Source organism: Nonomuraea sp. NPDC049269, assembly GCF_043197155.1.
Lineage (GTDB): Bacteria > Actinomycetota > Actinomycetes > Streptosporangiales > Streptosporangiaceae > Nonomuraea.
Genome location: NZ_JBICSO010000010.1, coordinates 310,860 through 323,486 on the forward strand (window position 1 = coordinate 310,860; position 12,627 = coordinate 323,486).

Genomic DNA, 12,627 nt, shown 5'->3' on the forward strand with positions numbered 1-12,627 from the left:
TAGAAAAAGGAGTTAGCACGAGCTAACGTAAGGACGACCTTCAGGTTAGCACGAGCTAAATCGGTCACGGTTGACCGCGTCGCTGAGGGCTCCACTCCGTCTAAGGAGGCGTCGGTGGCTACAGATCTGCCGGCTCACCCGTCCACGACCCCGATCCCAGCGGAGCCGGTACGCAACTGGTATCTCGGCGCTCTCGGGCTCGCGCAGTTCGGGATCTTCGTGGCGATCCTCTCACCCGTGTTCATCAGCATGCAGCTCAAAGCGCAGGAGATGAACCCGGCCGACCCCGCATCGGTGGTCGGCACGGTCCTGCCCATCGGCGCGTTCGGTGCTCTCATCGGCAATCCGGTCTTCGGAGCCCTCAGCGACGCGACGAAGACCCGATGGGGACGGCGCAAGCCGTGGCTCGTCGGCGGCATCATCGCACTTCTCGCCGGCCTGGCGTGGGTAGCAGCCAGCACGAGCGTGCTGATGCTGACCTTCGCTTGGCTGGTGTGTCAGCTCGCCTCCAACGCCGCCTCGGCGGCCCTGATCGCGAGCTTCGCCGACAACGTGCCTGAGGCGCAACGAGGACGCGCCTCAAGCGTATTCGCACTGGCTCAGAACCTGTCGGTCCTCGCCGGCATTTACGGCGCTGTCCTGCTCGTCCACAACCTGCCGGTCCTGTTCATCGTCCCCGGCATCGTCGGTGTCGTCTGCGTCGTCGTCTACGTACTTGTCTCGCCGGAGCGCATCCCTGACACGCCGCCTCGGCCGTTCTCGTTCGCGCGGATCATCGGCATGTTCTGGACGAACCCGATCAAGCACCCCGACTTTGGGCTCGCGTGGTGGTCGAGGTTCCTGATCATCTTCGCCTCGATGCTGTTCGCCACCTACCGGCTCCTCTACATGCAGGACCACCTCGGCCTCAATGCGGAGGAGGCCGTCCCCGCGGTCGCGAACGGCGTGCTCTTCTACACGATCGCGCTCATGATCGGCACGGCCGTCTCGGGGTGGCTCTCGGACAGGCTGCGCCACCGGAAGATCTTCGTCGCCGGCTCCACCCTCGTGTTCGGCGTCGGCTTGGTCATGCTCGCCTACGTGGCCAGCATCGGCGGGTTCTACCTGGCCGAGGTGGTCATGGGCCTCGCGTTCGGCATCTATGCCGCCGTCGACACCGCCCTCGTCGTCGACGTCCTTCCCGACGCCGACAATCCAGGTAAGGATCTCGGCGTCATGAACATCGCCAACTCCCTGCCGCAATCCCTCGCGCCCGCATGCGGACTCCTCCTGCTCGGCATCGGCGGCGGCGACAACTACCCGGCGCTCCTGTGGGGCGCTGGGATCGTGTCGCTCGTCGGCGCGCTCGTCGTCATCCCCATCCGAGGCGTCCGCTAGCCGGCTGGGCCGGCTCGTGAATGCGCGCGCGAGCGTTCACCGGCCGGTCCGGGCTGGGCCCGTCGACTCCCGAACCACCAACCTCGTCGGCGTAGCGCTGACCCGGCGCGGCCCGTCATGACCCTCCAGCCGATCCAGCACCGACGACAATGTCGCCTCGACTGTCGCCTCGACATCCTGATGCACGGACGTCAGCTGGTGATACGACAGCGATGCCACATAGCTGTCATCAAACCCGACTACCGAGATTTCGCCCGGCACATGGACGTTCGCCCGCGCGAACACCGCCAGCACACCCGCCGCACACTGGTCACCGCAACACACCACAGCCGTCGGCCGGTGACTTCGTCCCAAGATATACCGCGCGGCAGTGGCACCGTCTTCCTCGGAGAAATCGCTCTCGAGCACCTCGGCGCGCTCTGTGAGCCCAACCGCGGCCATCGCACTCCGGTACGCCTCCGCACGAACATGGCCCACAGTTCCACCTCGTCCGCCGACATAGACGATGTCGCGATGCCCGAGCTCCACGAGGTGCTCGACCGCCAGACGAAGCCCCTCGATCTCGTCGACATGGACATTGTCGACATCGAGCGCGTCCACCCATTCCCCGAGCCACACCACAGGCACCAGCTCGCGCGCATCCGCGAAGGCGCGCGAGGCCGGATCTGGATTGAACGCGACCAGCGCCTCAACCCGCTCCTCCATCAGCTCCGCGACCACCACATCGGTCGGCCGATCCGACGTCGCCGGCCCCAGCACCAGCCCGAAACCTCGCTCCGCAGCGTGAACGAACAAGCGCTCGATAACGCGCACCTGGAACGGATTGCGCATCCAGAAAAGCGCACCGATCAGACGCGTACGGTTCTGGCGCAGCAGCCGCGCTGACGCATTCGGCCGGTAGCCAAGCTCATCAGCCGCAGCCAGGATCCGTTCTCTTGACTCCTCACTCGGCCCCGGAACGCCCCTCATCACGAGCGACACCAGCTGCCGCGAAACCCCTAGATGGTCCGCGATATCTTTCATCGTCGGGAGCCGGCCCGTGCCCCTGCCCGCTCGACGTTTCTGCGCGCCTACACCGGTCGCCATGGACCCAGTCTCGCACGTGCCAACTCGGCCGAGTCGGGCCTGGAAGAACAACAACGGCTATCGGTGCCGCTTACCCGCCCGGCCAGCCGGGTGAGCCTGCTGGTGCCGCTGGTAGCGCTCCAGCGGTCCAGGCACCTGCTCACGGAATGTCTACGGTGCCGGCTCGTCGCAAGTACGGGTCATCATCCGAATGAAGTCGTGCTCGTCCCTGACATCCTCGATGACCAGGGCAGACAGACCCGAGCTCGTGCCCGTCGCGGTTTGAGCGGGCTCAGGGGTTCACCAGGTACGCCGGCTGCGAACTCCGCTGTGGCGCCTCGATTGGGCTCATACGATCCGGGGCGTGATGAAGATCGATGGTCTGGCCTATGACGAGGTGGGTGAGGGTCCTGCGGTGGTGCTCATCCACGCGGGGATCGCCGATCGACGCATGTGGAGACACCAGCGCGACGCGCTGTCCGACCGTTACCGGGTGATCGGTTACGACTGGCGCGGGTATGGCGAGTCGGCCGATCCGGCAGGCGAACTCGTACACCATGAAGACTTGCTGCGCCTGATGGACGGACTCGGCGTGGAACGGGCGGCGCTGGTGGGTGATTCGATGGGGGGCTCGCACGCGGTGGAGGCGGCGTTGGCGGCGCCGCACCGAGTGGCCGGGCTCGTGCTGATCTCCTCCGGACTGTCGGGCCACTCATGGCCCGATGACATGATCGCCCAAGCGCGGGAGCGGGTGCACAGCACCGTCCCTGCCGACCGGCTGGCCCGTTATCGGAGCGGGACGGCAGAGGTTGTTTCCGCCGATCTCGACGCCTTCGCCCGGGCCCATGCGCTATGGCAGGTGGCCGGGCCCGACCGCGGTATGGACGATCTCGATCCGGAGGTATGGGAGTTGGCGTTCGCCATGATGCGCCGGGTGTTCGAGCGTTCCTGGAATCGTCGGCCCGTAACGGAGCGGCACCTGTCGGCCAAGGATCGGCTGCACGAGATCACCTCGCCCACTCTGGTCATCAACGGGCTGTCGGATGTGCCGGGCATCCAGGCGGTGTCGGATCTGCTGACAGAGAAGATCAAGGGAGCCCGGCGGCTCGACCTGCCGGCAACGGGACATCTGCCGCCATTGGAGCGGCCCCAGGAGGTCAATGCCGCGCTGAGCGGCTTCCTGGACGATCTGAGCCGGCGAATCTCGCCGGCCTGATGCGGTTCATCCGACACCTTCGCCTTGTCCGGCACGATCAGCTTCCACCACTACGCCTGACAGCTCCTGAACAGCTCAAACGTCGATGACATAGGCATACGGTTCGCTGTCACCGGACATTGATCACCGTAGAACGCAAGCGTCGATCGTCCGCGATTTTCGAGAATGCGACCTCCTCAGAGGAGGGCGGTGCCGCGGAGCAGGGTGGTGGTCCGCCGGCCCAGCACCACCCCCGGGCCCCGCCCAGGCTGGACCGGCGCGCGCCGATACCACAGCACGAGCCATCCGGCCAGAATCACCAGCCCGCCTGCCGAGCTGACGTACATCAGCATGTTGAACACCCGGTGCGCGCCGATGACCGGCTGCCGCAACGCCTGCCAGTGCGCCACCGCGAACCCGCCGACCTGCGTAAAGGCGTCCCAGAGCAGATGCGTGGCCATCCCGGCCAGCAGCGCCGCCACCACCGCCACAGGCGCCGGCCGCGCCGGCTCCGGCAACCGGACACGCAGCCCGGCAGGAGCCAGCGCGGTCAGCGGCCTTGAATGGGTATTCGGCGCGCGCTGCGGCATGTGGTCTCCGGTGGGCTTGCAAAAGTGGGGTGGTCCTCCATATCGTACTCACTCAGAATCGGAGGGCCACCCCATTTATGGGGACGGCCTCAGCATGCCGACTACTTGGAGACACATCGTGAAGACCATCGTGGTGGTGGGGGCGACCGGCCTGCAGGGTCGGGCCGTGACGGCGCATCTGCTCGCCGACGGTTGGCGGGTACGAGCTGTGACGCGCGATCCGGACGCCGCTGGGGCCAGGGCGCTGGCGCTGGCGGGCGCCGAGCTCGTCAGCGCCGAGATGGACGACGTCGCCTCGCTCATCGCCGCGGCCGAAGGCGCCGACGGCTTGTTCAGCGTGCAGCCCACTGTCGGCTCCCCGGGCACCCCGGCGGGCTTTTCCGCCGAGGACGAGGTCCGCTGGGGCTGCAACGTCGCCGACGCGGCGCACGCCGCAGGTGTGCGGCACCTGGTATACGCCTCCCTCGCCGGCGCGGGCCGTCACAACACCGAGAAGCTGCCGCAGAACACGATCAACAAGTGGCGGATCGAGCAGCACATCACCCGGCTGGGCCTGCCCGCGACGTTCCTGCGCCCGGTCTCCTTCATGGAGAACTACACCGGCGCCTACCACCTGCGCGACGGCACCGTGGCCACCGCGTTCGCCGCCGACGTACCGCAGCAGATCATGGCCGTCGACGACGTCGGCGTCTTCGCCGCACTGGCCTTCGCCCAGCCAGGCGAGTGGATCGGGCGCGCGGTCGACCTGGCCGGGGACGAACTGACCCCAGTACAGATCGCGGCGGCCATCTCCGAGGCCACCGGCCGACCGCTGCCCTACGTTCAGATCCCGATCGAAGTGATCGCGCAGATCGGCGAGGACTTCGCCTACGCCTACACCTGGCTCAACGAACGCGGCTATCGCGCCGACATAGCCTTCACCCGCGCGCTACACCCCGGCCTGCTGGACCTGCGCGCCTGGCTGCAGCGGACCGGAGCCGCCCAGATCGCCGGCTTCCTGACCGCCCAGGACACCGCCAAGCAGGACCAATGAGCACGCTCGACCTCGGACGGGTCGGCATCTGGGCGGGCGAGATGGATCGCTATCCCGCTCCGGCCCTGCGCCAAGCAGCCGCCGCCATCGAGGACCTCGGCTACCCGGCCCTGTGGTTTCCCGAGACGACCGGCCGCGAGGCCATGACCCAGGCCGCTCTGCTGCTGTCGGCCACCCGGCAGACGGTCATCGCCACCGGTACCGCCAGCATCTACGCCCGCGACGCGATCAGCGCCGTGGCCGCACAGCGCACCCTTGCCGAGTCATTCCCTGGGCGGTTCCTGCTCGGCCTCGGCGTCAGCCACCCCGCCCTGGTGACCGACGTGCGCGGCCACCGGTTCGGCCCGCCGGTGGCGACCATGCGCGCCTATCTGGACGCGATGGACACCGCCCCGTTCGGCCCGGCGATCCCCGCAGCGCCCCGGGTCTTGGCCGCACTGGGCCGGAAGATGCTCCAGCTCGCCGCCGAACGCGCGTGGGGCGCCCACCCGCTGGGCATGCCGATCGAGCACACCCGCCACGCCAGAAGCCTGCTCGGACCCCAGACCATGCTGGCCGTCACCCAGCTCGTCGTCCTGGACCCGTCCCGCCGCATCGCGGCCGAGCTGGCCCGCGCCCACGCGGCCGCGGCCCTGCCCAACCGGCTCACACTGCTGCGCGACCTGGGATTCGACGATGCCGAATCCCTCGACGACCGGCTGGTCGATGCCCTGGTGGCCATCGGCGGGCCCGAGGACATCGCCCGGCGAGTTGAGGAGCATCTCGACGCCGGTGCGGACCATGTCAGCTTGCACGTGCTCACGGCCACACCAGACGAGCCACCACTGCGTCAATGGCAGGAGCTTGCCGCACAGTTGCTGTGAGCGGCCCCTGCTGAAGGTGAAAGGGCCGCCACTTCGGGGTTCAACAGAGCTGCAGCCCCCGTTCCTCCTTCGTCATCCGACGGCGTAGGCGCGGGCGATCGTCTGGCTGACGCGGCCACCGGCGGCGTCCGTCGCGGTGACGCGCAGCGAGACGAAGCCCGGGGTGCGTGGGTTGGAGAGCAGCGCCGTCCACCCCGTTCCCGACGGGACGACGGGGACCTGGCGCCAGTTCGCGCCGTCGTCGGTGGACATCTCCAACTGGACCGACCGCACCGCGGCCTCGGGCGCCCCGGGGTTCTTCTCGATCCAGAGAGAGATGCCCCTTGCGGTACCGCGTGGCGTACCGCACCTTCCTGCCCGGCCCCGGTTCCACCCTGAACCGGCCCTCGCCCGTCACCACGCGGTCGCCCGTGACGAGAGTGAAACTCCCTCCTGATGCCCCGGCTGTCACCCAGCCAGCCGTTCCGGCCAGAACGGCGGCCATCAGCACACTGACTGATTCATAGACACGTCCCGCTAGATGTAAGGGATCTCGATTCGCACCGGTTCTGCCGCCGCCGGAGGTTTTCCTGGAAAGGCGCCGGTGAGCAGGGCGGCGACGGTATGGAGATTCCATGCCAGTGCAGGTTGTTTGACGACGGGATCGGAGAAGAAGGCCTTCAATTCGTCGCCTCGCACGAGGGAACTCAGAGCATCGGCTCGTTCCAGTACGAATTCGCCAAGAAGAGCGGATAGGCGCGGCCCTGGGCTGGTGCGCCAATTCCAGCCGTTTTTCCCGGCTGGTTCCACAGCGGTGCTGACGGACGGCTTCCATTGCCACCATCTGCGCTTTTCCACTTCCCCGGCTTGGAAGCGCCAGGGTCTGCCGTCAAGTTCGATCTTGTCCAGGCCGGGTGCCAGTCGCCTGATCAGCTCGTAGACGACTTCTTCTGAATGGCGCCACCGTTGATCGAGCGACAGCGCGTCAAGCACCACGCGGTTGTCGAGGAACGGCTGAACGGGATCTCCGCGCCGCAGCGATCCGACCCTTGCCGCGGCATGCCAACGTCCTACTCGGTAGGTGACGTACAGGTGGTCGAGCACTTCCCACGGGTTTTCGACGGCTTGTCGCAGCCATGGCGCCGCCAATTCGCGTGCATGCTCATTCGCCTGATCGGTGAAGAAGGGTTCGTTCTTGAGGAAGAAGTCATTGACCCTGCGATGCATCGCCTTGCCGGTGGGCTGGCCCTGGCTGTACAGGAAGCCGCCTCTGAGGATCTCGCCGCTCTGCCCGGACATGGTCGGCGTTGTGGAGTACGGACGGTAGTCCACGATGCTCTCGTACGCAGAGGTCATGCCTTCGCAGGCGCGGATGACCTCATAGGTGCGCATGCTCGGGTGCGGGACGAGGACGGCGTCCTTCGCCTCAGTCCGCACCGGCGGGATGATCGTATGGTCGATGCGCAAGCGGGCGGAGATCGCTCTGGGGATGATCACGTCTGGGTGCGTGTCAAGCCCGTTGGTGGTCGCCCGGAAAGGGACGCGGCCCGCGTGGAGAAGCGCGGCCATCAATCGGCTGTCGCGCCCGCCCGTCAATGCGAGGTTCACCGATTCGGGGCCGGTACGCAGTGGCTCGACGGCGGCGGCGAGAGCATCACATAACTGGCTGATCGCCCTGCGCTTGGCCCTGGCCGAGGTCGGCATCGGTTGCGCCGGTGGCAGCGCACGCGTGTCGATACTCCTGCGACCGCCTTTCACCGTGATGACGGAGGACGGCCCAAGCGCTGTCACACCTCGGTAAGGGGTTTCATCGGACAGGAAGTATCCCTGGCGGATCATCGTTTGAAGGGCGATCTCGTTCCAGACGATCCTGCCGTTGTTCGCCACGAGGTGCACGTGCAGAGCGCGGGTTCCCACCAGGTGCAGGTCGTCGTTCTCGGCGTGGAAGACGGACAAGGCCCTGGTGCTTGCGGTGGCGGCCTGAATTCCCTCTTCGGTCACCCGGATGACGGACAAGCATCCGGACAGGTCCGCCATCACATCACCCAGTTCGGACGCTTGAGCGAGCCACCGCACGTCGCGTTCTCCAGCGAGCGTGCCGCTCACCCCCAGGCCGCCGCGGTCGTCCCGCACGATCAGCGGTGGGCGCTCGTCGGCTCCTTCCTCGTTGGAACCAGGCAAGCAACGCGGCACCCGTGGCCACCCATTCAGCGGCGTCGACTGTTTCCAACGGCACGGGGAACACGTCACCCAGAAGCGAACGAGCCAGAGAGAGATAAGGGTTGAGATTCACCCCTTGACGCTTCGCGGCCATGGTCAGGTATACGCGCATGCGGAATCCAATCCAGAACAGAGACCAAACTGGAAGCGCGTATTCGCCCGCCTGCGGGCCTCACAGGTGTGCTCCCAGCGCATCGACCGCCACAGGCCGGAGCCGGGTAGCGGCGAGGGTGGTCGCCGAGCGGGGGCACGGTAGGCGGCCCCGCCCGGCGAGGGTCAGCTGCCGGGTGGCGGGTATGCCTCGGGGTTCGTCTTGGGGTCGGGCAGTTTGTCCCAGGACGGGTCGGCGATGACCTTGCAGGGCTTGGCCGGGCTGGTGACGAGGTAGCCGCTGAACCCCCACAGGACTCTGGGCTTGTCCGGGCCCGAGGTTTGGTCCGCGTTCTCGGTGAACTCCATGACGGCCGTCTGCCCCGGCTTGATGTACTGCGGGTTGATCCGTACCTGGCCGCGGCCCATCTTGAACGTCTTGCCGTTCGGCGAGTTCGCGATCGCTTCCTCGATTCTCTTCTGGACCTTGGGATCCTTGCTCTTGAGCTCTTCCTTGGAGAAGGAGGCGGCGCCTTCGCCCTCGCCGCGGCCGGGGGCGCACCGGCTGCCGGGCTTGACGTAGGAGACGTCGGCGGTGACGCCGAGTTTCGCCAGGTCCTTCTCCACCTGGTCCGGGTCCCTGAATTCGTTGATCTTCAGGGTGATCGTGCCGTCGGTGTTCTTGGTGACCGCGTAGGCCGGGGTCTCGGATCCGGTCAGGAGCGGCACCGCGACGGCCGCCGTGGCCGCGATCGTGGCGACCGCTCCTGTGGCGAGCAGGCGTCGTCTGACGAGCAGGCGGCGGGCCTTGTTGCGGGCCACGATTTCGGCTTTGAGTTCCATCAGTACGTGCTCCTTGAAGTTCATCGCGTTCCTTCCATGACGAAGGGAGCCATCTCCGGCACGTTCCTGAGCGTGTGGCGGGCGCGGTGCAGTCTGGCCCTGGCGGCGCCCTGGCGGATGCCCAGAGCGGTGGCCGCCTCGCCGATCGTGAGCTGGTCGATGACGACCAGTTCGAGCATCGCGCGATCACCGTCCGGTAATCCGGCCATGGCCTGGAAGGCCCGCCTGGCCACGCTCTCCGCGTCGATCCGCTCTTCGAGCTCGGCGACGTCGTCGCAGTCGAGCGGTCGTCGTCCGCCTACGCGATCGGCCAGTCTCGTCTCCTTGAACGCCCGCCGCCGTTCGGCCGACAGGGTGTTGCGCGCCACGCCGTACAGCCAGGCGATCTCGCTGCCGAGTCCGGGCCGGTAGGTGTGGGCGGAGTCGAGCACCGCGAGGAAGACCTCCGCCACCAGGTCGGCGACCGTGTTCGGATCATCGACCCGGCGGGCGAGGAACGACGTGATCGCGTCGACGTGGCGCCGGTAGAAGGCTTCGAAAGCCTCCGGATCTGTGGCGATGTCCGCCTGTCTGCGACGCACCGGCCGTGCTCCCTTCGTCGACTACACCCCTTCTTGGTCAGCAACGGGAAAAGCGTTATGAGAGCGAACGGGTGAGTCCTGCCGAGGCTCCGGTTGCCTGCGGGAATCGACCATGTCGGCCGGGCCCTCTGTCGTCTCGCTGAACGCCTCCGAGCGCCCCGAAGCCCTCCACGACGATCCCCATCAGCGCCCTCGACGCCGAGCGCGCTCACCCCGCTCCCCCGCCAACCGGGTGACCGCCGGACAGCCGTCCCCTGGGGCCGGGATCGAGCGCCGGATACGGAGTCGAGCACGATGAGACCTCTGGAGTTCAGCGTGGCACCCGGGCCCCGCAGATCCAACGCCAGGTCAAAGCCTTGAAACAGGACCCGATCAGGAAGCCGTGACGTGCGGCACGGCTTCGTACAGGGCCCAGTCGGCGCTGATCGCGCTCGCCGTCTTCAGCAGCAGCGGGAGGTGCTCCTCGGTCAGCTTCTCGATGGAGGTCTCGGCGGCGTGGGCGTTGACGTTGACGGCCGCGATGACGTTGCCCAGCCCGTCCCTGAGCGGTGCCGCCACCGACCGGATCCCCAGGGCGAGCTGCTCGTCCGTCATCGCCCACCCCTTGGCGCGCACCGCGCGCAGCACCGCCTCGCGTTCCTTTGCGTCCGGCTGCCAGCGCGGCTCGATGCCCGAGCGGCTCGGCTCAGCCAGGACCCGATCCACCTCGGCGGGCGACAGCGCGGCCAGCAGCACCTTGCCCAGCGACGTCTGGAGCGCGGGGAAGCGGGTGCCGATCTGCACCGAGAGGGTGACGATCTTCGGTACGGCGACCCTGGCGACGTAGACGATGTCGGAGCCGTCGAGCTGGGCGATCGAGCACGACTCGTGCGTCTGCGTGACGAGCCGCTCCAGGTGCGGCCTGGCCACCTCCCACAACCCCATGGAACGGACGTAGGCGACGCCCAGCTCCAGCACCCGGGGCGTGAGGGCGAAGCCTCCCTGCTCGCTCCTGGCGTAGCCCAGCTCCTGGAGGGTGAGCAGGATGCGGCGGGCCGTCGGCCTGGCCAGGCCGGCCGCGGCCGCCACCTCCGTCAGGGACATGACCGGGCGCCCCGGCCGGAAGACCCTGATCACATCGAGGCCGCGGGCCAGCGCCTCGATGAAGTCAGGTCCGGTGTCGCCACGTGTCATGAACGCCCTCACTCGCTCGGATCCGTTGATCCGACTTTAGACGGTCGGTACGGTCGTACGTCCGCACAGCGGCCGATCACAGGCGGTGCGTGGAGTCACTGCGGTAGTCGGTGTATGTGTACGGGTTATCAAGAAGCTTCGTCGCAGGGATGTCCGGGTTCATGCCCTGCTCCCAGGCCTCCTCGCCCATCTCCGACCGCAGGTACTCGACCGTCCCCTCGACCTCGTGGCGCGCCGCGGCGAGGTCGATCCCGAGCAGGCGGTGCTCGTGCTTGACCACGCGGCCGTTGACCAGGACGGTGTGCACGTCGCCGCGCTGCGCCTGGAACGCCACGTGCCCGAACGGGTTGAGCAAGGGGAACGAGACCGGCGACAGGTCGTTCTTGATGAGCACGAGGTCGGCCTTCTTACCCGGCTCCAGGCTGCCGAGGTCGTCGCGGCCGAGCGCGCGGGCGCCGCCGCGGGTGGCCCACTCGACGACCTGGTCGGCGCGCAGGCCGCAGTGCGTGACGGTCTCGCCCTTGGCGTGCGCCTCCAGGTGCTCGCGCGACCGGTCGGCGCCGAGGGTGGCGCGCATGGCGGAGAACAGGTCGCCGCTCCACCACACGCTGGTGTCCATGGACAACGACACCGGGATGCCGTGGGCGCGGATCGCCCAGGTGGGCGGGTAGCCCTGGCCCGCGCTCTGCTCGCTCTCCGTGGAGACCGAGATGGAGCCGCCGGTGGCCGCGATGCGGTGGTAGGAATCGGCCGACAGCGAGGCGGCGTGCACGTAGATCGTGCCGGAGGTCATGAAGCCGTGCTCGTACATCAGCTTGATGCCGTCGTCGCCGGTGGCGCCCCACACGCCGGCGTGCGTGGTGACCGCGGCGCCGAGCTCGCGGGCGGCCTCGAAGGCGGCCTTCTCAGGGAAGGCGGGGTCGCCGAGCACGTCGAAGGCGATCTGGAAGCCGAGCAGGTCGTCGCCGGTGACGCGCCTGCGCACGAAGTCCCTGAACTCCGGCGCGGCCGTCCACTCGGCGGGCGATTGCTGGAGGTTGCCGTACGCGAGCACGTACCGTCCGGGCACGGACTGGAGCGCGTCGGCGGCGGCGTCGGCGTGGTCGACGGTCTGGAGCCCGTGCGACCAGTCGACGACGGTCGTGACCCCGGCGTCGAGCGCCTCGATCGCGGCCAGCGTGTTGCCCGCGTGCACGTCCTCGGGCCGGAACAGCTTGCCGTGCTCCAGGTAGAACCAGACGAAGTACTGGGTGAGGGTCCAGTCGGCGCCGTAGCCGCGCAGGGCGGTCTGCCACATGTGCCGGTGGGTGTCGATCATGCCGGGCATGACGATGCCGCCGGAGGCGTCGATCTCCACGGCGTCCGGCGGCGCCGCCAACCCGGGGCCGACGGCGGCGATCCTGTCCCCGATGACGAGGACGTCCGTGCGGGGCAGCACCCGCCCGCCCTCCCCTTGCCGCCCGTCCATGGGCAGCACCGTGCCGCCGCGCAGCACTACGGGCCGTCCAGCCTCGAAGTCGTTCATGGCATGCTCCTCGCCTGCGAACATCTGTCCGCCATACGGTCAACGCCACTGTGATGAGCGTCTTCGACCATGTCAAGAGTGTTGACGCGAGCT

12 protein-coding genes are annotated in these 12,627 nt (G+C 67.9%); 4 read left to right on the top strand and 8 right to left on the bottom strand.

The genetic code is table 11. The features are described from left to right. Positions 1-114: 114 nt before the first annotated feature. On the top strand, positions 115-1,377 hold the full coding sequence (locus ACGFNP_RS47745) for an MFS transporter (RefSeq protein ID WP_393329711.1): 1,263 nt from the start codon (positions 115-117) through the stop codon (positions 1,375-1,377). A gap of 36 nt (positions 1,378-1,413) precedes the next feature. Here ACGFNP_RS47745 and ACGFNP_RS47750 read toward each other — a convergent pair whose 3' ends face one another. After that, complete coding sequence (locus ACGFNP_RS47750; RefSeq protein ID WP_358327316.1) at positions 1,414-2,463, bottom strand: LacI family DNA-binding transcriptional regulator; 1,050 nt, start codon at positions 2,461-2,463, stop codon at positions 1,414-1,416. A gap of 346 nt (positions 2,464-2,809) precedes the next feature. On the opposite strand from ACGFNP_RS47750, the gene ACGFNP_RS47755 reads away from it, so the two are divergent. Further along, positions 2,810-3,658 (top strand): alpha/beta hydrolase, encoded by an 849-nt coding sequence (locus ACGFNP_RS47755; RefSeq protein WP_358327885.1) that lies wholly within the window; start codon positions 2,810-2,812, stop codon positions 3,656-3,658. 176 nt (positions 3,659-3,834) lie between these two features. On the opposite strand, the gene ACGFNP_RS47760 is transcribed toward ACGFNP_RS47755, so the two are convergent. Continuing rightward, positions 3,835-4,227, bottom strand: coding sequence for a DUF4184 family protein (locus ACGFNP_RS47760; RefSeq protein WP_358327318.1), 393 nt, complete (start codon positions 4,225-4,227; stop codon positions 3,835-3,837). Positions 4,228-4,345: 118 nt separating this feature from the next. Between ACGFNP_RS47760 and ACGFNP_RS47765 the strand changes: the two genes are divergently transcribed. Both ACGFNP_RS47765 and ACGFNP_RS47770 read left to right on the top strand, forming a co-directional pair. Next, entirely contained in the window at positions 4,346-5,260 is a 915-nt protein-coding gene (locus ACGFNP_RS47765) for an NmrA/HSCARG family protein (protein WP_358327320.1), read from the top strand. Next, on the top strand, positions 5,257-6,123 hold the full coding sequence (locus ACGFNP_RS47770; RefSeq protein ID WP_393329712.1) for a TIGR03620 family F420-dependent LLM class oxidoreductase: 867 nt from the start codon (positions 5,257-5,259) through the stop codon (positions 6,121-6,123). The genes ACGFNP_RS47765 and ACGFNP_RS47770 overlap by 4 nt, the downstream gene beginning before the upstream one ends. 72 nt (positions 6,124-6,195) lie before the next feature. Here ACGFNP_RS47770 and ACGFNP_RS47775 read toward each other — a convergent pair whose 3' ends face one another. The 6 genes from ACGFNP_RS47775 to ACGFNP_RS47800 form a co-directional block, all read right to left on the bottom strand. Further along, entirely contained in the window at positions 6,196-6,375 is a 180-nt protein-coding gene (locus tag ACGFNP_RS47775; protein ID WP_393329714.1) for a hypothetical protein, read from the bottom strand. A 264-nt stretch (positions 6,376-6,639) separates the two neighbouring features. Next, positions 6,640-8,283 carry a hypothetical protein gene (locus ACGFNP_RS47780; protein WP_393329716.1) on the bottom strand — a complete coding sequence of 548 codons (1,644 nt, stop codon included), beginning with the start codon at positions 8,281-8,283 and terminating at the stop codon, positions 6,640-6,642. Positions 8,284-8,598: 315 nt separating this feature from the next. Beyond that, positions 8,599-9,279, bottom strand: coding sequence for a hypothetical protein (locus tag ACGFNP_RS47785; protein WP_393329718.1), 681 nt, complete (start codon positions 9,277-9,279; stop codon positions 8,599-8,601). Beyond that, complete coding sequence (locus ACGFNP_RS47790; RefSeq protein ID WP_358327329.1) at positions 9,276-9,836, bottom strand: RNA polymerase sigma factor; 561 nt, start codon at positions 9,834-9,836, stop codon at positions 9,276-9,278. Before ACGFNP_RS47790 ends, ACGFNP_RS47785 begins: the two co-directional genes overlap by 4 nt. A gap of 372 nt (positions 9,837-10,208) precedes the next feature. Continuing rightward, positions 10,209-11,009: an IclR family transcriptional regulator C-terminal domain-containing protein gene (locus tag ACGFNP_RS47795; RefSeq protein WP_393329720.1), complete on the bottom strand. Its 801-nt coding sequence runs from the start codon at positions 11,007-11,009 to the stop codon at positions 10,209-10,211. 76 nt (positions 11,010-11,085) lie between these two features. Continuing rightward, on the bottom strand, positions 11,086-12,534 hold the full coding sequence (locus ACGFNP_RS47800) for an amidohydrolase family protein (protein WP_393329722.1): 1,449 nt from the start codon (positions 12,532-12,534) through the stop codon (positions 11,086-11,088). Between the last annotated feature and the right edge of the window lie 93 nt (positions 12,535-12,627).

Excerpts from the sequence above, each read along its gene's own strand:
- ACGFNP_RS47760 (WP_358327318.1), bottom strand. The coding sequence starts at position 4,227 with ATGCCGCAGCGCGCGCCGAATACCCATTCAAGGCCGCTGACCGCGCTG.
- ACGFNP_RS47770 (WP_393329712.1), top strand. The coding sequence starts at position 5,257 with ATGAGCACGCTCGACCTCGGACGGGTCGGCATCTGGGCGGGCGAGATG.
- ACGFNP_RS47800 (WP_393329722.1), bottom strand. The coding sequence starts at position 12,534 with ATGAACGACTTCGAGGCTGGACGGCCCGTAGTGCTGCGCGGCGGCACG.
- ACGFNP_RS47775 (WP_393329714.1), bottom strand. The coding sequence starts at position 6,375 with ATGTCCACCGACGACGGCGCGAACTGGCGCCAGGTCCCCGTCGTCCCG.
- ACGFNP_RS47755 (WP_358327885.1), top strand. The coding sequence starts at position 2,810 with ATGAAGATCGATGGTCTGGCCTATGACGAGGTGGGTGAGGGTCCTGCG.
- ACGFNP_RS47750 (WP_358327316.1), bottom strand. The coding sequence starts at position 2,463 with ATGGCGACCGGTGTAGGCGCGCAGAAACGTCGAGCGGGCAGGGGCACG.
- ACGFNP_RS47795 (WP_393329720.1), bottom strand. The coding sequence starts at position 11,009 with ATGACACGTGGCGACACCGGACCTGACTTCATCGAGGCGCTGGCCCGC.
- ACGFNP_RS47785 (WP_393329718.1), bottom strand. The coding sequence starts at position 9,279 with ATGAACTTCAAGGAGCACGTACTGATGGAACTCAAAGCCGAAATCGTG.